We start from the raw sequence: 19,284 nt of genomic DNA on the forward strand, positions 1-19,284 counted from the left end.
CGAATAAAGGAGCAAAAATAAGGCCATCCGCCTGCCCTCTGTCTGCCGCGAAGCCGTGAACAGGCCCTCAGGTATTGGAGACGGTGATGGTCGGAAAGCGGCTGGAATAGTCCTTGGCCTGTTCGGCCACCTTCACGGCGATGCGGCGGGCAATGGCGCGGTAGGTGGCGGCCTCGGCGCTGTCGGGCGCGGCCACCACGGTGGGGCAGCCGCTGTCGGCCTGCTCGCGGATGGACAGCGACAGGGGCAGGCCGCCCAGGTAGTCCACCTTGTATTCCTCGGCCATGCGCTGGCCGCCGCCCGCGCCGAAGATGTGCTCTTCATGCCCGCACTGCGTGCAGCGGTGCACGGCCATGTTTTCCACCACGCCCAGAATGGGCACGCCCACTTTTTCAAACATGGCGATGCCCCGGCGCGCGTCCATCAGGGCGATGTCTTGCGGCGTGGTGACGATGACCGCGCCGGTGACGGGCGCGCGCTGGCTGATGGACAGCTGCACGTCGCCCGTGCCGGGGGGCATGTCCACGATGAGGTAGTCCACGTCGTGCCAGGCCGTCTGGCGCATGAGCTGGTCCAGCGCCTGCGTGACCATCGGGCCGCGCCAGATCATGGCCTGCCCCTGCTTGACCATCAGGCCGATGGAGTTCACCTGCACGCCGTGGCCGATGAGCGGCTGCATGACCTGGCCGTCGTGCTCGGGCGAGCCGTGCACGCCCATCATGGTGGGCTGGCTGGGGCCGTAGATGTCGGCGTCAAGCATGCCCACGCGCGCGCCTTCGGCGGCCAGCGCCAGCGCCAGATTGGCCGCCGTGGTGCTCTTGCCCACGCCGCCCTTGCCGGAAGCCACGGCGATCATGTTTTTCACGCCCGGCAGCAGCGGCACGCCGCGCTGCACGCTGTGGGCGATGATTTTGAAATCCACATTCGCCGTGGCCTGCTGCACGCCGGGCACGCTGCGGGCGGCGTCTTCCAGCATTTGGCGGATGGGGGCGATCTGGCTGCGCGCGGGGTAGCCCAGCGTCACGTCAAAGCTCACGCTGGCGCCTTGCGCGCGCAGGTTTTTCAGCAGCTTGGTGGAAACGAAATCCTTGCCCGTGTTCGGGTCGATCACGCCTTGCAGCGCGGCCATCAGGGCGGCCTGGTCCATGCTCATGGGAAGTGTCCTTGCGGGAGTTGTTTCAATGGGCGCGGCAGTCTATCCGTGAGGGGTGAAACCCTAGAATCAGTGGCTTTTCTTCAACTGTCTGCAAATACAGCCATGAACCCGCGCCGCATATTCGTCACCACCGCCTTGCCGTATGCCAATGGCACGTTTCACATCGGTCACATCATGGAATACATCCAGGCCGATATCTGGGTGCGCACGCAACGCATGCTGGGCCATCAGGTGGATTTCGTGGGCGCAGACGACGCGCACGGCGCGCCCATCATGATTGCCGCCGAAAAGGCCGGAAAAACCCCGCAGCAATTCGTGGCCGATATTGCAGCGGGCCGCAAACAGTATCTGGATGGCTTTCTCATCCGCTACGACAACTGGCACAGCACCGACAGCGCCGAAAACATTGAATTATCCCGGGCCATTTACAAGGATCTGAAAGCCGCCGGCTTGATTGAAGTGCGCGCCATCGAGCAGTTTTTCGACCCGCAAAAAGGCATGTTTCTGCCCGACCGGTATATCAAGGGCGAATGCCCCAAATGCCACGCGCCCGACCAGTATGGCGACAACTGCGAAGTCTGCGGCGCCGTTTATGCGCCCACCGACCTGGGCCATCCCTATTCGGCGCTCACCGGCGCAAAGCCCGAATTGCGCAGCAGCGAGCATTTCTTCTTCCGCCTCTCGGACGCGCGCTGCGTGCAATACCTGCAAGACTGGACGCAAAACGGCCGCCTCCAGCCCGAAGTGGCCAACAAGGCGCGCGAATGGTTTGCCGAAGACGAAAACGGCAAGCCCAAACTGGGCGACTGGGACGTCAGCCGCGACGCGCCCTATTTCGGCATTGAAATACCGGATGCGCCCGGAAAATACTTTTACGTGTGGCTGGACGCGCCCGTGGGTTATCTGGCCAGCCTGAAAAACCTGCTGGAAAAGCGCGGCGAAAGCTACGACGAATACATGAAAAACCCCGGCCTGGAGCAGGTGCATTTCATCGGGAAAGACATCATTACTTTCCACACCCTTTTCTGGCCCGCCATGCTGCATTTTTCAGGGCGCGAGGCGCCGGATAATGTATTCGTTCACGGCTTTCTCACCGTCAATAACGGCGAGAAAATGAGCAAAAGCCGTGGCACCGGGCTGGATCCGCTCAAATACCTGAACCTGGGCATGAATGCCGAATGGCTGCGCTATTACCTGGCGGCCAAGCTTTCGGCGCGCAATGAAGATATTGATTTCAATGCCGAAGATTTCATGCTGCGCGTCAATGCCGATTTGATTGGCAAATACATCAACATCGCCAGCCGCGCCGCCGGCTTCATCACCAAACGCTTTGACGGCCGGCTGGGCGAAGTCTCGGCAGATGGCGACGCCCTGCTGTGCCACCTGCAAGATGCGGCCCCGGCCATCACCGCGCTGCTGGCCGGGCGCGAATACGGCAAGGCCGTGCGCGAAATCATGGCCCTGGCCGACCGCGTGAACGAATACGTCGATCAGAACAAGCCCTGGGAGCTGGCCAAGCAGCCTGGCATGCAAGGCCGCCTGCACGACGTGTGCACCACCTGCATTCAGGCGTTTCGCCTGCTCACCATCTTGCTCGCGCCCGTGCTGCCGCGCCTGGCCGAAAGCGTGGGCCAGTGGCTGCATGCCCCCTTTGCCCGCTTTGCCGCCGCCCGCCAGCGCCTGCCCGCCGGCCACGCCATCGGCGAATACAGGCACCTCATGCAGCGCGTGGAAGCCGAGCAGCTCCAGGCGCTTTTCGCGCCCGCCGAACCGGCCCAAGAGCCGCCTGCCGAGTCCGCCCATGCGGCCAGCGCAGACGGCGGCGCGCCGGGCGGCGAGCCGGTGGCCGAAGTCATCACCATTGACGATTTCGCCAAAATCGACCTTCGCATTGCCCGCATCGTGGACTGCGAAGCCGTGCAAGGCAGCAAAAAGCTGTTGCGCCTGACGCTGGATGCGGGCGAAGGACGCACCCGCAACGTCTTCAGCGGCATCGCCAGCGCCTACAAGCCCGAAGACCTCAAGGGCAAGCTCACCGTCATGGTGGCCAACCTTGCGCCGCGCAAGATGAAATTCGGCGTGAGCGAAGGCATGGTGCTGGCCGCCAGCCACGCCGACGAAAAAGCCCATCCCGGCATCTACGTGCTCGAACCCTGGCCCGGCGCGCAGCCCGGCATGCGCGTGCGCTGAACGCGCCCTAGGCCCCTAAACGCACACCAGCCAGCATGTCCGGCCGGCTGCCGCCAGGGTGAACCACAGCCTGGCTACCCGGTGGGCGATCACTTCGTGGATGGAAACAACAAGGTGGTTTCCATTCCAGACCTTGCTCCGAGCATGTTGCGCGACGAGCAGAGCGGCTTTGACGCCGCCATCTACCGGAACACGACCAGGGGCAATATGTCGTTGCCTTCCTTGGCACGGGCCAATGTTCGGGCCGGAAGGGGCGGATATCAAAGCCAACGGCGGACAAGCCTTGGGGCTGACAACGGACCAATATCAACAAGCCATCGGTTGGCAAAGCGCGCTGTTGAAGCTTTCGGCAAAGGCAACGTGGTTTTCATGGGGCACTCCCTGGGCGGCGGCCTGGCTTCGGTTGCCATGTTGGCCACAGGCGTGCCGGGCGTGACCTTCAATGCGGCGGACCTAAGCGACAGCACCCTGCGCAGCCTGAAGCCGGGCAAGACGCCAACGCCATACGCGAGGAACTGGCTGGCAGCGGCCAGATCCGCCGCTATAACGTGGAAGGCGAGCTGCTGACGGGCTTGCAGTAGGGCGCAATGCTCGCGCCTGACGCCGTGGGGCATGAGCTGTGCCTTGCCGCGCCCAGAGGCGCTTGTTGCAACTTTGTGGAACTGCATGGCGGCAAGGGCGACGGCCAGGCTTATGTGGAAGCCCTACGCGAAGGCGCTTCGCTTTTGGGCAATGCGCGGCGCGGGCAAGGCCACGGGGCAGGAAGCCTCATTCAATCAAGCCGCCCTGCGGGTTGAGACAGCAGGCGAGCGCGCCAATGCGCTGATTGATGGCGCGAGCCATGAAGCCGCCGTGCTGACGGACAAGGCGGGCGGCGGCGTCAAACGGGCCGCCAGCGAGGCGGCGGATGACGTGAAGTGGACAAGCGACAAGCTGACGCAAGGCGTTCAGTGGCTGGCTGAAAAGACCAGGGCCGTTGGCGGCGCCATCAGCCAGGGCGCACAAAAGGCGCGCGACGCCATTGCCGAAGCGGGCCGGACGATTGCGGGCCTGTTCAACAGATAAGCTGCGCTTTCGGTCCGGTGAGAAAGACATCCGGCAGCGGGCGCTTTCCATCGCTTTCCGAGCCGCTGCTTCTCTGTTTTTTCCTTTCATCTTTCACATAACACATGATGCGCAAACGCAGGCTGCTTTTATCCGCGCTGGCCGTGCTGGCCGTCTCGGCCTGCGGTCAGCCAGACACGGACATGAGCAACGGAAAATTCGCAACGCCCAAAGACGCGGCGCTGTACCAGGCGGCGGCCAGGGGCGACTTGGCGCAGGCGCGCCAGCTGCTGGCCGAAGGCGCGAGCCTCAATAGCCGCAACGTCAGGGCCATGACGCCGCTGGACGTTGCGATGGTGGAAGGCAACCGCCGCGCCTTCGAGAGCCTGCTGGATCTGGGCACGGACCCCACATGGCTGGGGGATGCGAGAGACACCTCCATGCACTTTGCCGCCAAACTGTCCGACAGCTACTGGCTGAAAGCTCTGCTCAAGCGCGGGTTTTCCACCGAAGTGAAAAACCGGCTGGGCGAAACGCCCCTGTTTCCGGCCTTGGGTACCAGCACCCAGGCCAATGTGCAGCTGCTGCTGGATGCCGGGGCCAATGTGCATGCGCGCTCGAAGGATGGCCGGACGCTGCTGCATCAGGCTGCAATAATTGGCAGCTTTGACGACATTCCGCGCCTGCTGGACTTGGGCGTCGATCCGCGCGCGGTGAATGAGGCAGGCAATACGTTCCAGCGCTACTTCTTCATGGGTCCGCGCAATCCGGAAACAGAGAAAAACGTGCGCGCTTGGCTGAGCGCCCACGGCATTGCCGTGGAAGACTAAATGTGATTGCGGCGGGCCTGCGGGCCATGGTTTCAGACTCTTGCCTTTTGAATGGGGCCTGCCAGAGCGGCAGGCCTTTTTCTTGGGTGGTGCAGGTAGAGCCGTATTAAAAAGAGGAGCGCGAGACGCCATTTTCATTCGTCAAATTTGCTCCTGTTCTTAATTCACTCTGAATCGGTACCTTCGGCTTCAGAACCTGCCCGGCGCCTGGCCGTGAGGAGCGAAAGCGCGGGAATCGGGATGTACCGTAAGACGCAGACGGGCCTCGCAGCCCGGCAAGGATTCGCAAGGCCCGCGAGCGCCCGAGGCCACGCCCAAAGGCGTACTTCTCGCAACGCATCCAGGGGCAGCTTTTGAGCGAGTTTCAAAGTTCCAAAACCACCGGAAAGCGGGCCGCCAGCCCGCTTTTTCATGCCCCAATTGGCCGTAAGCCCTGATGGAACGGGCGCGAGCCGCTATCGAAGCAGGAGCAATCTGCAGCCTGCCAGCCGCTGCGAAAGGCTCGGGAGCGCGCAGGCGCGTGACGCCGCAGAATTGCCCCTTTTTCCGCCTTCCGGCCCGCCAAAAACCGTTTCATGTTCCGCTTTTTTGAAAACCGCCTTGATTTCTACCCCGCCGCCGAGCCGGCCTTGCCGCCCAGGCGGCTCGTGCCGTTCGTGTGGGCCTGCACGCAGGGCATGCGCGGCCTGATCGCGCTGCTGACCGTGCTGGCAGCCTTGCGCGCGGCGTTTGATGCGCTGCTGTTCGCACTGCTGGGCCGCGTGGTGGACTGGATCGGCCAGGCCGATCCGGCCCATTTCTGGGCCGGGCACGGCCCTGCGCTGGCGGCGCTGGCGGCGGTGCTGCTGGCATCCATTGCGCTGATTGCGCTGCACACGCTGGTGCAGCACCAGGCGCTGGCCATCGGCTTTCCGATGCGGCTGCGCTGGAACTTCCACCGCCTGATGCTGAGGCAGAGCCTGTCTTTCTATGCCGACGAATTCGCCGGCCGCGTGACCGCCAAAGTCATGCAAACGGCGCTGGCCGTGCGCGATGTGATGCTCACCGCCGTTGATGTCGTCATCGGCATGGGCGTTTACATGCTCACCCTCCTGGCTCTCACGGCGGGCATGGACTGGCGGCTGATGCTGCCTTTTGCCCTGTGGGCGCTGGCCTACGGGCTGGCGTGCGGGTATTTCGTGCCCCGGCTGGGCCGCGCCGGCAAGGAGCAGGCCGACGCCCGCAGCCTGATGACCGGGCGCGTGACCGACGCCTACACCAACATCGCCACCGTCAAGCTCTTTTCCCACAGCCAGCGCGAAGCGGCCTACGCCCGCGAAGCGATGCAGGCGTTCCAGATCACCGGCCAGGTGCAAATGCGCCTGATCAGCGCGTTTGAGATCGTCAATCACGCGCTCATCATGCTGCTGATGCTCTCGGCCGGCGGGCTGTCGCTGTGGCTGTGGTCGCGCGGCGAAACCGGCGCCGGCGCGGTGGCCGCCGTCATCGCCATGTCGCTGCGCCTGGCGGGCATCAGCCACTGGGTCATGTGGGAATTTGCCCGCCTGTTTGAAAACATCGGCACCGTGCAAGACGGCATCAGCACCCTGACGCAAACGCCCGCCGTGGCCGACGCGCCCCAGGCCCGCCCCCTGGCCGTCACGCGCGGCGACGTACGCTTTGAAAACGTGAGCTTCGCCTACGAAGCAGGCAGCGGCGGCGGCAAGCCCGTCATCAGCGGGCTGAACCTGCACATCCGCCCCGGCGAAAAAGTGGGGCTGGTGGGGCGCTCCGGCGCAGGCAAATCCACGCTGGTGAACCTGCTGCTGCGCTTTCACGACGTGCAAGGCGGGCGCATCCTCATCGACGGGCAAGACATCGCCCACGTCACGCAAGAAAGCCTGCGCGCGGCCATCGGCATGGTCACGCAAGACACCTCGCTGCTGCACCGCTCCATGCGCGACAACATCCTGTATGGCCGCCCCGACGCCAGCGAAGAACACATGCGCGCCGCCGCCCGTCGCGCCCAGGCCAGCGACTTCATCGAACAACTGGCCGACCTTCAAGGCCGCAGCGGCTATGACGCGCACGTGGGCGAGCGCGGCGTCAAACTCTCCGGCGGCCAGCGCCAGCGCGTGGCCATCGCGCGCGTCATGCTCAAAGACGCGCCCATCCTGCTGCTGGACGAAGCCACCAGCGCGCTCGACAGCGAAGTGGAAGCGGCCATCCAGCAAAGCCTGGAAATCCTCATGCAAGGCAAAACCGTGATTGCCATCGCTCACCGCCTGTCCACCATCGCCGCGCTGGACCGCCTCATCGTCATGGACGCCGGCCGCATCGTCGAGCAAGGCACCCACGCCCAGCTGCTGGCCCAGGGCGGCCTCTACGCGCGCCTGTGGGCACGGCAAAGCGGCGGCTTTCTGGGCGGCGAGCCGGATGCCGCTGGCTGAAAGCCGGTTCAGCATCTGGCCGTGAGGAGCGAAAGAGCGGGCTGGGTTGCAAAGCCGCAGACCGCCCGGGGCCGCCGCCTTCACGCTAAAGCTTCAAGAGCAATGGTCACAAAGCGGGAGGCCATGAGCGGTACCGAATACGCCAAATTTGCTCTTTTATTAATAGCGCGATGTCCTAGTGAAAATTGCGCAAGGCGGCATTCAGACCCCCTTCGATTTGCTTCTTTTTTTGATGCTCTCCGGCGGGCGCGCCAGCTTTTTGGGTTGGCTTGCGAGGCATGGATGCCCGAAATTACGGCGAAAGCGCCAAACCTAGAATCCGGCCGCATGACGTTTACCCAGATGCTCGCAGCGGCCAGCCAGGCCAGGCAGTCCCTTTTGTGCGTGGGGCTGGACCCGGACCCCGCCCGCTTTCCGGCCGGCATGACGCCTGCGGCGGAAAGCTTTTTTGACTTCTGCGCGGCCATTGTGGACGCCACGGCGGACGTGGCCGCCGCTTTCAAGCCGCAAATCGCCTACTTCGCTGCACACGGCGCAGAGCGCCAGCTTCAGCGCCTGATTGCGCACGTGCGCCAGGCCGCGCCGGGCGTGCCCGTCATTCTGGATGCCAAGCGCGGCGACATTGGCGCCACGGCCCGGCAATACGCGCGCGAAGCCTTCGAGCGCTACGGCGCCGATGCCGTCACGCTCTCGCCCTTCATGGGCTTTGACTCCATCGAGCCGTATCTGGACTACGCGGACAAAGGGCTGTTTTTGCTGTGCCGCACCTCCAACCCCGGCGGAGACGACTTGCAAGCCCTGCCGCTGGCCCTGCCCGGCCAGCCGCGCCTGTTTGAGCACCTGGCACAACTGGCGCAAGGGCCGTGGAACGTGAACGGGCAGCTGGGCCTGGTGGTGGGCGCCACGCGCGCGCATGAAGTGGCGCGCGTGCGCGAAATGGCGCCTGCGCTGCCCCTGCTCATTCCGGGCGTGGGCGCACAAGGCGGCGACGCGGCCGCCACCGTGCGCGCCGGCTGGCGCCCCGGCGGGCCGGTGGTCATCAACAGCTCCCGCGCCATTCTTTACGCCAGCAGCGGCGCCAACTTTGCCGACGCTGCCCGCGCCGCCGCGCTGGCCACGCGCGCGCAACTGCAAGCGGCCCTGCCTGCGGGCGCGGTTTTGTGAAGGTTCATGAAAAAGATTGAGGGCAGCGCTTTTCAAAAGCATTTTCCCGAAAACGTTTTCTTATCTGCCCATTCCTGACCGGATGGATTTTTTGACAACCCGATTGAAATAACAGGAGACATGAATGAGCGCGCCTGAAAACCAAAAACCTTCACTCTGGGCCGTGGGCCTGATGCTGTTCGCCCTGTTTTTTGGCGCGGGCAACCTGATTTTTCCGGCTTTTCTGGGGCAGCAGGCTGGCAGCAATTGGCTTTCGGCCATGTCAGGCTTTTTGCTGACCGGCGCGGGGCTGCCGCTGCTGGGCGTGATTGCCATCGGCTATTCCGGCTCGCGCGATGTGCAGGATTTGGCCTCGCGCGTCACGCCCTGGTATGGCGTGGCTTTTGCCGCCGTGCTGTATTTGGCCATCGGCCCGCTTTTTGCCACGCCGCGCACGGCAACCGTCACGTTTGAAATCGGCGTCACGCCCTTTATCGGGCCAGAGCACAAAACCGTGGCGCTGGCGATATTCAGCGCCTTTTTCTTTGGCGTGACTTATTGGCTGTCCATTTCGCCCGGCAAGCTGGTAGACCGCATCGGCAAAGTGCTCACGCCCGCGCTGCTGGCCACCATTGCCGTGCTGGTGGGCTACGCGGCCTTCAACCCGATGGGCGAATTGCAGGCGGCGCAAGGCGGTTTTGCAGACAGGCCCTTCGTCACGGGCGTGCTCGAGGGCTATCAGACGATGGACGCGCTGGCCTCGCTGGTGTTCGCCATCATCGTGATTGACGCCGCGCGCGCCCTGGGCGTGCGCAACCGCGCGCAGCTGCTGGCCACCACCACTGTTGCGGGCGCCGTGGCCGCCGCCTGCCTAGCCGTGGTGTATCTGCTCATTGGCTACATGGGCGCAACCAGTGTGGCCGGGCTGGGCCTTCAGGAAAATGGCGCCGCCGTGCTTTCAAAAACCGCGCAGCATTATTTCGGCATGGGCGGCAATGTCTTGCTGAGCGCGATCGTGTTTCTGGCCTGCCTGAGCACTGCCGTGGGGCTGATTATTTCCTGCTCCGAATATTTCAACCGCCTGCTGCCGGCCATTTCCTACAAAACCTTTGTCGTGATTTTCACGCTGGTTTCGATGGCGTTTGCCAACAAAGGGCTTTCAGGAATTATCAGCATTTCCGTTCCAGTACTGATGCTGCTTTACCCGCTGACGGTGGTCATTATCTTGCTGGCTTTCCTGAACAACTGGTTTGGCGGCAGCCGGGTTGTTTATGTCTGCACCATTTTTGCCACTTTGGTCGTGGGTGTGCTGGACGCCTGGAAGGCGGCTTTCAGCTTCGCGCCGGAAACGGCCGCACTGATTAACAGCATTTTCCCGCTTTACGACATTGGCATGGGCTGGCTGCTGCCGGCCACGGCTGGTTTCGTGCTGGGTCTGGTTCTGAAGACGGCCATTGGCAAGAAAGACTGAGATTCTGTTCAGAGTCTGTCCGCAGGCGTGAAAAGCGCGGACCCGGATGGTTTGCGGCGTCGCAAGCGCCTCGCTGGGCCGCAAAAGGGGCATCACCAACTGCGGTTAGGCGGTTAGCGCCCTGCCGCCATCCCGATTCTTCTCTTTTGCCCTTGCGGCCAGATGCTGAACAGGCGCCAAGACGCGGACCGAACCTGGCGGCCAGCCACGCTACGTCAAAAATAGAAGCAAATTTATAGGGAGAAAAACGCTGTTTTGCGCAGTTTCTACTAGGACATCTCGCTATTAGAATAGGAGCAAATATCCTGTTTCGCTGCAGGCCCAGCCCTGCCGCAGCTGCGCAAGGCATGTTTCTGCATGGCGACGCCAGCATGGCAATTGCCTGACAAATATGCCGCGAATGTGTTGCGGATGGCCATAAGATGTCAAAATCGCGCCTGTGCTTCTTTCTGCAACCCGTTCTCATCGAAAAGGAGTCCGTCATGCCCGTATCTGATTTCGCTGCCTGGTGGATTGCCGCCGGTCTTCTGGTGGCCGCTGAAATGTTCACCGGCACGTTTTACCTACTCATGCTGGCCATTGGCATGACGGCAGGGGCTGTGGCCGCGCATCTGGGGCTGTCGCAAACGGCGCAAATGGCGGCGGCCGCCATCGTCAGCGCCGCAGCGGTGTTTGCCTGTTACTGGATACGCCAGCGGCGCGGGCGCGATCTTTCGCCGGGCGCAGACCCCAGCGTGAATTTCGATATTGGCGAAACAGTGGAAGTGCGCGCGTGGAAGGCCGATGGCACCGCCTACGTGCGCTACCGTGGCGCGCCGTGGACGGCCATTTGCCGCCCGGGCGCCGCGCCCGCACCGGGGCCGCACCGCGTGGCCGAAATCGTTGGCAGCCGCCTGCTGGTTGATCCCGTCTGATTCATCCGCTTTCTTCAACCCCAGCCAGAAAGGCCATCATGGAAATCGCCATTATCGCGCTCGTTGTCGTCGTCATCGCCGCCAAATTCACCATCAAAATCGTGCCGCAACAAAACGCCTGGATTGTCGAGCGCCTGGGCAAATACGAAGCCACGCTTTCGCCTGGTTTCAACGCCATCCTCCCCTTTGTTGACCGCGTGGCCTACAAGCACAGCCTCAAGGAAATTCCGCTGGATGTGCCCAGCCAGGTTTGCATCACGCGCGACAACACGCAGCTGCAAGTGGACGGCATCCTTTACTTTCAGGTGACAGACCCCATGCGCGCCAGCTATGGCTCCAGCAATTACGTCATGGCCATTTCGCAACTGGCGCAAACCACGCTGCGCAGCGTGATTGGCCGGCTGGAGCTGGACAAGACTTTTGAAGAGCGCGACATGATCAACGCCAAGGTGGTGGAAGCCGTGGATGAAGCCGCGCTCAATTGGGGCGTGAAGGTGCTGCGCTATGAAATCAAAGACCTGACGCCGCCCGCCGAAATCCTGCGCGCCATGCAGGCGCAAATCACCGCCGAGCGCGAAAAGCGCGCCGTCATTGCCACGTCTGAAGGCAAGCGGCAAGAGCAAATCAACCTGGCCGAAGGCCAGAAACAGGCTGCCATTGCCAAGTCAGAAGGCGAAAAGCAGGCGCAAATCAACAACGCGCAAGGCGAAGCGGCCGCCATTACCGAAGTGGCCAACGCCACGGCCGCTGCTCTCATGCGCGTGGCCGAAGCCATCCGCCAGCCGGGCGGCCAGGAAGCTGTGCAGCTCAAAGTGGCCGAAAAGGCCGTGGATGCTTATAGCCGCGTGGCCTTTGACGCCAAAACCACGCTCGTGGTACCCAGCAATATGACGGAGGTTTCGGCCCTCATCAGCTCCGCCATGAAAATGGTGCAGGCCAACAAGAGCTGAAAGCCGCTAGAATTCGCCGTTTTCCCCCATTCAGGAGAGATGGATGAGTGGTTTAAGTCGCACGCCTGGAAAGCGTGTGTAGGTCAATAGCCTACCGCGGGTTCGAATCCCGCTCTCTCCGCCATATACAACCCTAAGTGATTGATTCACTTAGGGTTTTTATTTAAGGGGTTGCATTCCCGCCCAAACACCCGCCCAAAGTCAACCCGGTAGGATGCATGTGTAGTGGAATGCCTGCAATTGATTGCAGCGGTGACGTTGCAGGCGCAATGACTCGATGTAAGGTGGCAGCATGAAGCACAAACGCCCCCTACTCCCTCTGCCGGACTACCAGCGCATTTATCAGGTCATCTACAGCGTTCTTGAGGCAAGCGAGGTTGCTCGCACGCATCGGGCCTGCATCCTGTTCACCATCGCTGGAACGATGATCCTTCGGGAGCATTACAAGCTGCCTGCCACGATCAGCGCCGGATTCATGGGGATGATGGTTGACTGGTTGACGAGAAAGCTCAACCGTCGCCATGTATGGCCGCATGGGTGACGGGCCAGAAAGTGACAGGCAAGCATTTCATGCGTGGGTCGACTGCCAAGATTGGCTGATTGACTTCATGGCTCCCATCATGGGCATAGCCTTCAAGGAAGACGGGCACCCGCTGGATTTGCCGCGCTGGATGCTTCAGAGGCCATTGGCTGAACGGAAGTCCGACATCAACGAGCTACAGCGGGTCGGAGACATTTACCTTGAGCATGATTCCGCGCTTGCCGAATCGCTGCTTGACGGCCAATCGGCGGGCTCAATCGACCTTGCGAACGTGTGTGCAGCGTGGTTCAGGCGCCCCCCAAAGGCTTTGAAGGAAATGATGATGGGCGACAGCCACGGTCAGCCGAAACGATTGGTTACCTACGCCCCCTCCATCACGGGCGTGTGGTGACGTTGACGAGTCATGCGCGCTTCGGCTACCTACATCAATCAACGAGGCAGCGCGGTGCGTGTTGACACTACTGACTGTCGTGTTACAGTCGGCTCACCCTGGCGGTAGGCGGCCTCGTCTACGTCCTTAATCTGAGTGTCACTAAGTGATATATCTGATGATGCTAGTAATATTCCGATATTCCTTCGCATCATATTGTTGGTTTGATTCCATGCGCTTTGCGCTAGGTTAGCCAGGGAATGATTAAGGAGATGATTATGATGAAAAAGATCAGACACCATCGCCTAGTCTGCGCTTGCATAAATCTGCTCGGCGGCATTTGCCGTCTTGCAGCTGCATTCGTAGACATGGCTTCTAACTATCATTTCTATGCATCCAAAATGGATTCACAAGTTCGAATTAAAGCCGGGCAAGTGGATTTACCATCCTTCGCATGAAGCAATAGCTATTGGGGCTCAGATAAAAAAGTCTGTGCGAGAGGCTTGGACACCCCCCGATAATTATTTTCATTTGCGCTCAGGAGGGCATGTCGAAGCTCTCAAGCTGCATTTGGATAGCGCCATATTTTGCCATCTCGACATTAAAGATTTTTTCGGCAGTGTCAATCGCTCCAGGATAACCCGCAGCCTGAAACCTTTCTTTGGTTATGCGCATGCGAGGGAAATGGCAAACGATAGCACTGTTCAACATCCCGTCGAAAAAGGCAGGTACATGCTGCCTTATGGATTTGTTCAGTCGCCTTTGTTAGCATCGCTAGCTTTTTACGATAGCGCTTTAGGGCGATGTCTGAGAGATATTGGCGGGCGGGGCCTTCGGGTAAGTATTTACGTTGACGATCTGGTTATTTCTGGCAACGATCTCAGCTTGATAAACGAGGCGATTTCAGATGTTCATTTGGCGGCAAAAAAGTCCCACTTTCAATTCAATGAACTAAAATCCCAAGGGCCTAGCGACAAAATTACAGCTTTTAACATTGACATTTCAAAGTCAAAAATAGAAATTCATGCTGAAAAATTGCATGAATTCCATGAAAACTTCCTTGCCACAGATAATTTTCATGTCAAAAGAGGGATCGGCAGCTACATCCGTTCCGTGAACTACGATCAGGCGATTGATTTTGAAATGTAATTTGCCGCCGATTTAAGGCGGACGCCTTTACGGTGCCACCCATCAATGGGCCATGCGTGATGCCTGGGGATGGCATCAATTGACAGAAGATGAGCGGGCTTTCGCCTGCATCCGCATCCGGCGTTCAACGTCCTTGAGCATGTCTGATGGCGTGATGTCGAGGGCGTCACATAGTCGGAACATCAGGCGCACGCTCGGACTGTTCCGGCCAAGCTCGATCAACGATACATAGTTGCGGTCAACGTCAGCCCGTAACGCCAAGTCGGTCTGAGTCCACTTCCTCTTTGTTCGCAGGCTGCGCAGTGCCTGCCCGAATGCCTGATCTGGTTCCAAGTTGCTTGCTCAAAATATTGAGCAAGGTTCGGCTGTCGAGGGGCGCAGTTTGCCGTATATATGCGGCAAAATTACATGCGTTCAGAAATGGAGGTTCAGACATGAACATGAAAATCTTCTTTGCCGCTGCTGCCATGGCCTGGGGTGTGGGCTCAGCCCATGCGGACGTGTACCGTTGCACGGGTGCCGATGGCAAAACGATCTATCAACAGAGCCCATGTACTACCGGCACACAGAAGACGGTGGACGACTCACACTCTCGTTTTGAAGCACAGCAGAGGCAAATTCGTGAAGCGCAGAAGCGGGAGGAGGTCGAGGAACTTGGGCAGCACGCGAAGCTACTGCGTGGATGCCTTGAGCACAAAGTGTGCGAGGCTGACACCTACCCTAGGCTCCTACGTGGCAAGCCGCGTAGCTTCGTCACAGATAACTTGGGCGATCCTGCATCTGTCCAGAACATTGGTGGGCGCGAGATTCACTACTTCAACGTCCCGACGACTGATGGACGCAAGCGCGCACGGCTTAAACTGAGCTATGAGAGGGCCACTGTACCGGACAACGCTCGGGGCATTGTGTATGGCGGCTTCATAGTTGAAAGCGTAAACGCTTATTAGGGTTTTTCCTCCGGTTGACGCACTTGAAGCCCTGGCCTTCCGCTGCCATGTGTATCATATAACTTCAACCTGCAACATCCAAGGAGGGAAGAGGCAATGGCGGATAAGTTTTCGTACTACGACTTGGGGCAGCTCCAGTCTGGGCAAATAGTCGAGGTCACGCTAAAAGGCAATGCTGCCAATGTGCGGTTGATGGATTCATCCAACTACAACAACTACAAGCGGGGTGCCAAACACACCTACTATGGCGGGTTGGCAGAGCGCTCCCCTGTCCGGCTTCAAGTGCCACGAACTACCCGCTGGTACGTCACGATTGACCTCCAGGGGATGGGGGGCTCTGTGAGCCACAGTGTTCGGGTATTGCCGAGTCCATTGCCAACGATTCGCGAAGCGCCACTTTCAAGTGTTCCGAGTTTGGTTCGCCCGGAACCTGCCCCGGTGTATGAGCGGTCTACGCAGAGCTACGATGTTTTTATCTCACACGCATCGGAGGATAAGGACGAGATCGCCCGCCCCATGGCAGCGGCTTTGCAAGCCCATGGGCTGAAAGTGTGGTACGACGAATTTACACTCCGTATCGGTGACAGCTTACGCCGCAAGATCGACGAGGGACTGGCAAATAGTCGCGTTGGTCTGGTGGTGTTATCGCCCTCATTCCTTGGCAAGGGCTGGACCAACCACGAACTTGACGGGATCGTGACCCGCTCTGTGACTGGTGAGCAAGTCTTGCTCCCCATCTGGCACAAAATCAGCAAGCAAGAAGTGATTTCTTACAGTCCTTCGCTGGCTGATAAGTTGGCTCGGAACACAGCCACGCACACTATCGATGAGATAGCAGCGGAAATCGCGGAGCTAATCAAAGGTAGCTAACTTGTTGCCTTGGGGGGGCTACATTGCCACCTGATCCGGCAACCAAGGTAGGCAAAGCCAGTTTTTAAAGGTCGGTTTGTAGAGGGCTTCAGTGCTGGAGAGTTGCCGCCATTGCAGGTCATCCAGCGGGGATAGCTTCACCTTGTGGACAAGGCCAGCAATGGCAGTGCCGAAGCCGGGGCAAGCGTTGTTGATGATGGCGTAAGGGTCAAGCCCCACGGGTAGGCTTTGGGTCTGCTTGCGAAGCCCCCATTGCAGAGCTACGGCTTCCCCCCATGCAATTGATTGCAGGATGCTTTCGGGCAGCGTGTGCAGGGCTTCGGGGTTCGCTTTGTGCGCTGCCTTTGCCCCCTCCCAAAGCTGCTGATCGGCCCACGTTGCAAGCTGGCTTGACCGCATTTGTGGCGCGTTCGCAGTGATAAGCCATGCCATGGCGGCGCGTGTAGCTGGGCTATGGCCATTGCAATCGCCTTTCATGCGTGCCTGCTGTGCCTTCAGTGCGTCCAAGTCTTCCCGGCGCATGGATGCGGGTAAGGATGGATGACGGGTAATGCAGGTGCCGGTGCTGGCTTCAATGGTGGTGCTTTGGCTGGCTTGCATGGGTCAATCCTTGTCCGAAGTGCTTCATGAATTCTTCATAGCTTGAAGCGGCATCCTGCGCTGGTGGCGTGGCCTTGTTGATCTCGAAAATCAAGCGGATGGCCTGTAGCTTGGTTGCTGGGGGTGCGGTCTCTAGCAGGCTTGCCAGCACTTCCGCTGCCCGCTGGTGAAGCCCTTGCAGGGCTGTTTGCACGCCTTCATGGGCGGGCTGTAACAGGGCCTGCACATGCCTTTGAAAGTCTTCTTTCTTTGCCCACGCGGTAAGCGTTTGAGGCGATACGCCCACGGCTTCCGCTGCCTGCCGCTGGGTCTTACCCGATGCAATGAGGGCGGCGGCTTCCTGCTGCTTGGGCGTTAGGTCTGCCATGTTCAAAATTCTTCAAGAAACTTCAACGCAGGGGGATTTCTGCCCCCCGCTGGTGTTGCCTGCAATTGATTGCAGGATGCCGGTTATCGACGGCCAAAGGCGACATCAAGGGCGCTACTGCCTACCGGCTGGCCTTCCCCCTTGCGGGTGGCGCTGTTCAATACGGACGCTGCCAGCTTGCCGCCAAGATTGCGCAAGCCCCATGCGTTACCGCTGCCCCCGCCTTGCACGTCGCTTTTTTTGGTCGGTGCTAGGCGTGCAAAGGCGCTACGCGATTCGTTGAAGGCGCGGGCTTTCTCTTCATCGCGTTGCTTGCTCAGGGCGCTATTGATTGCGGCCTGAAGGTCTTTGAACTCAACCACATTGCCGCGTTCAGCGCGTAGCGGTTCCTTTGGCGTGTTGAATGCTTGCCGGGTAGGTTTGCCCCCGCTGGCCTGTGCGTGTGTACTCTCGGGGTTCGTCCCTGCAATTGATTGCACGGGCTTTGCGGGGGCAATCTTAAGGGGTGGTGTGCCGATGTCACGGGCAACGCTTGCCCCCAGAATCTGCGCAAAATTGGGCGAATACGCCTTCTTCGCGGGGGCTTCGGTTTTATCGCCCTTCAAAACAGGGCTCAGGCTTGCCAAGTCGATCATTTGATTTTCCCCCTTGTCAGTTTTGAGGATGCGAAACGGAATGCGGTTTACGCCACGTTTGACCAGAGAAATGAAGCGCACATCAGCGTTTTTCAGTTCTTTTGCTGTAGCTTTGACTTTCATGATTAATCCTTGTGCAAAATATGTGCATGGAGATTATTTTAATTGATTATGCACTTTATATCAAATATCTGAAGTCGCCGCAATCAATTGCAAATTCATCATGCGCTATAAGCCAAGTTCTTTCAAAGCCGCATTCACTTCAGCATCTCCCGCAATACTTATCGGTTGCTTCGGCTTCATTGATGGCGGCGCTGATAATTCTGGCTTATGGTGAAATCCTACAGGCGTCATTTGAAATTGCTGATCGGGATCATCCGAGATATTCATGGAGTTCAGATAATCGGCCTTTTTATAGGTCATATCTCTGATTTTTTCTCTTACCTTGCGGATGAACCCTTGAACTATCTGAAGCTTATTTTCCAAGCTGTCTTTGTAGCCGCTGGCTTCACTGCCAAGGCGGGCAAGCGTCTTTGAAATATCAGCTTCAAGCTCCAAGGCAACTTTTTTCTGTATTTCCAGCGGAGACAATCTCAGGGCTTTGTGAACCTTGAATAGGCGCTCCCCATTCATAGACAGGATGTATGCCAGATACCGGGAGAGCATCCCCCAAAAAATCAGGAAGATATTTGAAGGGTTTGGCTTGTGCAGCTTCAAGCGCTCCCCATTTTTGAAGCATGGCTTCATGCAAAGCGTCTAAATTGGGGTGCTTTGCCTTGTTATTCTGGCGAAACTTGCGAACGCTCAATTCTGTTTTGACAATGCCCAATGACTTGAGTTTGTCAATTAGCTGGCGGTCGGAAATGTACTTGCCTTGCCATTTCACCTTGCAGCCGGATTCCGGCTTGTCTGCTGCCTTCTCTACTGCCTGCACCCCTTTATCTGCCCACTCCAAAAAACCAATGGTGTAAGACTGAAGATCATCTATGCGATGCACTGACGCTTGACGGCCCATAAGGGGGCATGGCCCCAAATGCCACGCGATAGCGGGCCATACTTCAAGCTCGGGAGAATGGGGGCCGCGATGGGCTGCGCGTGCAAATGACTTAGCACGGTCTTTGTGCCAGTTCCCCAGCTTTCGCAGTCCCAAATGCGGGTGATTCATGAAGTCTTTGGCAGTGGCTCCCGCCTTCAGTAGCTGCACCATCCGGTGCACGTTCTCCCTGTGGCTTGGAAGGGTCAGGTACAGGGCCACAAGCTGCTGTGAAGGGGGTACTTTCTCGGGCCAATCGTGGTATGGGAAGGCACCTGCCTTCAGGGTTTCGGGAGGGTTCTTCATGGCTTCTACGATTCGATTAGGTGTGTCCGTGCCACTCCCTTTTTGGGCCTGTTCTCGGGCATCAAAGAATCAGGTTTTTGTGGTAGCCGGTCGGGGGTTTCTTGTCGTTTGAATGCGGTTTACCGTTTCGATTGGTGCGTGCCACTTGGCACAAACTACGTGCCACTTTTCGGCATCGGTTCGATTGGTAGGTGTCACTTTCTCCATTTGCTCGGAAGTATCTGGGCGAACACAATATGGGTGGCGGTTCATTCCATGATGCCTTCTCAGAGGCGACTTATCCCGGTGCGTGGGGTAACGCATCGGGATTTTTTTCGTCCCTACTTTGTTGGAGCATCG

21 protein-coding genes and 1 tRNA gene are annotated in these 19,284 nt (G+C 59.3%); 15 read left to right on the top strand and 7 right to left on the bottom strand.

Annotation, left to right across the window (positions count from 1 at the left end):
• Positions 1 to 67: 67 nt before the first annotated feature.
• On the bottom strand, positions 68 to 1,153 hold the full coding sequence (apbC, locus tag C1720_RS05575) for an iron-sulfur cluster carrier protein ApbC (protein WP_050715209.1): 1,086 nt from the start codon (positions 1,151 to 1,153) through the stop codon (positions 68 to 70).
• Positions 1,154 to 1,258: 105 nt separating this feature from the next.
• Between apbC and metG the strand changes: the two genes are divergently transcribed.
• The 13 genes from metG (at position 1,259) to C1720_RS05640 (ending at position 14,187) form a co-directional block, all read left to right on the top strand.
• Positions 1,259 to 3,346, top strand: coding sequence for a methionine--tRNA ligase (gene metG, locus C1720_RS05580; RefSeq protein WP_102283508.1), 2,088 nt, complete (start codon positions 1,259 to 1,261; stop codon positions 3,344 to 3,346).
• Between the two features lie 81 nt (positions 3,347 to 3,427).
• Positions 3,428 to 3,913, top strand: a complete 486-nt coding sequence (locus tag C1720_RS12860) for a Tle-like phospholipase domain-containing protein (protein ID WP_146006882.1) — start codon at positions 3,428 to 3,430, stop codon at positions 3,911 to 3,913.
• A 126-nt stretch (positions 3,914 to 4,039) separates the two neighbouring features.
• Positions 4,040 to 4,411: a hypothetical protein gene (locus C1720_RS05590; RefSeq protein ID WP_146006883.1), complete on the top strand. Its 372-nt coding sequence runs from the start codon at positions 4,040 to 4,042 to the stop codon at positions 4,409 to 4,411.
• Positions 4,412 to 4,518: 107 nt separating this feature from the next.
• A complete protein-coding gene (locus C1720_RS05595; RefSeq protein ID WP_158241645.1) occupies positions 4,519 to 5,220 on the top strand; it encodes an ankyrin repeat domain-containing protein in 702 nt (233 codons plus the stop codon).
• Between the two features lie 575 nt (positions 5,221 to 5,795).
• Positions 5,796 to 7,649, top strand: a complete 1,854-nt coding sequence (locus C1720_RS05600; protein WP_102283512.1) for an ABC transporter ATP-binding protein — start codon at positions 5,796 to 5,798, stop codon at positions 7,647 to 7,649.
• Positions 7,650 to 7,976: 327 nt separating this feature from the next.
• Entirely contained in the window at positions 7,977 to 8,813 is an 837-nt protein-coding gene (gene pyrF, locus C1720_RS05605) for an orotidine-5'-phosphate decarboxylase (RefSeq protein WP_102284527.1), read from the top strand.
• 124 nt (positions 8,814 to 8,937) lie between these two features.
• The gene (brnQ, locus tag C1720_RS05610; protein WP_102283513.1) at positions 8,938 to 10,263 is read left to right on the top strand and encodes a branched-chain amino acid transport system II carrier protein; all 1,326 of its coding nucleotides are present in this window, start codon (positions 8,938 to 8,940) and stop codon (positions 10,261 to 10,263) included.
• A 482-nt stretch (positions 10,264 to 10,745) separates the two neighbouring features.
• On the top strand, positions 10,746 to 11,177 hold the full coding sequence (locus C1720_RS05615) for an NfeD family protein (protein WP_102284528.1): 432 nt from the start codon (positions 10,746 to 10,748) through the stop codon (positions 11,175 to 11,177).
• A 38-nt stretch (positions 11,178 to 11,215) separates the two neighbouring features.
• A complete protein-coding gene (locus tag C1720_RS05620) occupies positions 11,216 to 12,127 on the top strand; it encodes an SPFH domain-containing protein (protein ID WP_102283514.1) in 912 nt (303 codons plus the stop codon).
• Between the two features lie 33 nt (positions 12,128 to 12,160).
• Positions 12,161 to 12,251: transfer RNA gene (locus C1720_RS05625), tRNA-Ser, on the top strand.
• Between the two features lie 168 nt (positions 12,252 to 12,419).
• Positions 12,420 to 12,668 (top strand): DUF2026 family protein, encoded by a 249-nt coding sequence (locus tag C1720_RS14410; RefSeq protein WP_102283515.1) that lies wholly within the window; start codon positions 12,420 to 12,422, stop codon positions 12,666 to 12,668.
• On the top strand, positions 12,649 to 13,059 hold the full coding sequence (locus tag C1720_RS14415) for a DUF2026 family protein (protein ID WP_146006884.1): 411 nt from the start codon (positions 12,649 to 12,651) through the stop codon (positions 13,057 to 13,059). The genes C1720_RS14410 and C1720_RS14415 overlap by 20 nt, the downstream gene beginning before the upstream one ends.
• Before the next feature lie 369 nt (positions 13,060 to 13,428).
• Positions 13,429 to 14,187 carry a reverse transcriptase domain-containing protein gene (locus C1720_RS05640; RefSeq protein WP_102283517.1) on the top strand — a complete coding sequence of 253 codons (759 nt, stop codon included), beginning with the start codon at positions 13,429 to 13,431 and terminating at the stop codon, positions 14,185 to 14,187.
• A gap of 75 nt (positions 14,188 to 14,262) precedes the next feature.
• On the opposite strand, the gene C1720_RS05645 is transcribed toward C1720_RS05640, so the two are convergent.
• Positions 14,263 to 14,520, bottom strand: a complete 258-nt coding sequence (locus tag C1720_RS05645; RefSeq protein ID WP_102283518.1) for a helix-turn-helix domain-containing protein — start codon at positions 14,518 to 14,520, stop codon at positions 14,263 to 14,265.
• Between the two features lie 101 nt (positions 14,521 to 14,621).
• On the opposite strand from C1720_RS05645, the gene C1720_RS14715 reads away from it, so the two are divergent.
• Both C1720_RS14715 and C1720_RS05655 read left to right on the top strand, forming a co-directional pair.
• Entirely contained in the window at positions 14,622 to 15,134 is a 513-nt protein-coding gene (locus C1720_RS14715) for a DUF4124 domain-containing protein (protein ID WP_158241646.1), read from the top strand.
• Positions 15,135 to 15,230: 96 nt separating this feature from the next.
• On the top strand, positions 15,231 to 16,004 hold the full coding sequence (locus C1720_RS05655) for a DUF1883 domain-containing protein (RefSeq protein WP_102283520.1): 774 nt from the start codon (positions 15,231 to 15,233) through the stop codon (positions 16,002 to 16,004).
• Positions 16,005 to 16,022: 18 nt separating this feature from the next.
• On the opposite strand, the gene C1720_RS05660 is transcribed toward C1720_RS05655, so the two are convergent.
• The 5 genes from C1720_RS05660 to C1720_RS12865 all read right to left on the bottom strand — a co-directional run bounded on the left by C1720_RS05660 (position 16,023) and on the right by C1720_RS12865 (position 18,945).
• Positions 16,023 to 16,604 (bottom strand): hypothetical protein, encoded by a 582-nt coding sequence (locus C1720_RS05660; protein ID WP_146006885.1) that lies wholly within the window; start codon positions 16,602 to 16,604, stop codon positions 16,023 to 16,025.
• Positions 16,576 to 16,971 (bottom strand): helix-turn-helix domain-containing protein, encoded by a 396-nt coding sequence (locus tag C1720_RS05665; RefSeq protein ID WP_102283522.1) that lies wholly within the window; start codon positions 16,969 to 16,971, stop codon positions 16,576 to 16,578. Before C1720_RS05665 ends, C1720_RS05660 begins: the two co-directional genes overlap by 29 nt.
• Positions 16,972 to 17,054: 83 nt before the next feature.
• Positions 17,055 to 17,729 (bottom strand): hypothetical protein, encoded by a 675-nt coding sequence (locus C1720_RS05670; protein ID WP_102283523.1) that lies wholly within the window; start codon positions 17,727 to 17,729, stop codon positions 17,055 to 17,057.
• Between the two features lie 105 nt (positions 17,730 to 17,834).
• Positions 17,835 to 18,164, bottom strand: coding sequence for a hypothetical protein (locus C1720_RS05675; protein ID WP_158241647.1), 330 nt, complete (start codon positions 18,162 to 18,164; stop codon positions 17,835 to 17,837).
• Entirely contained in the window at positions 18,154 to 18,945 is a 792-nt protein-coding gene (locus tag C1720_RS12865) for a hypothetical protein (RefSeq protein WP_146006887.1), read from the bottom strand. The genes C1720_RS05675 and C1720_RS12865 overlap by 11 nt, the downstream gene beginning before the upstream one ends.
• Positions 18,946 to 19,284 lie beyond the last annotated feature (339 nt).

The sequence above is a fragment of the Ottowia massiliensis genome (assembly GCF_900240305.1).
Classification (GTDB): domain Bacteria; phylum Pseudomonadota; class Gammaproteobacteria; order Burkholderiales; family Burkholderiaceae_C; genus Ottowia; species Ottowia massiliensis.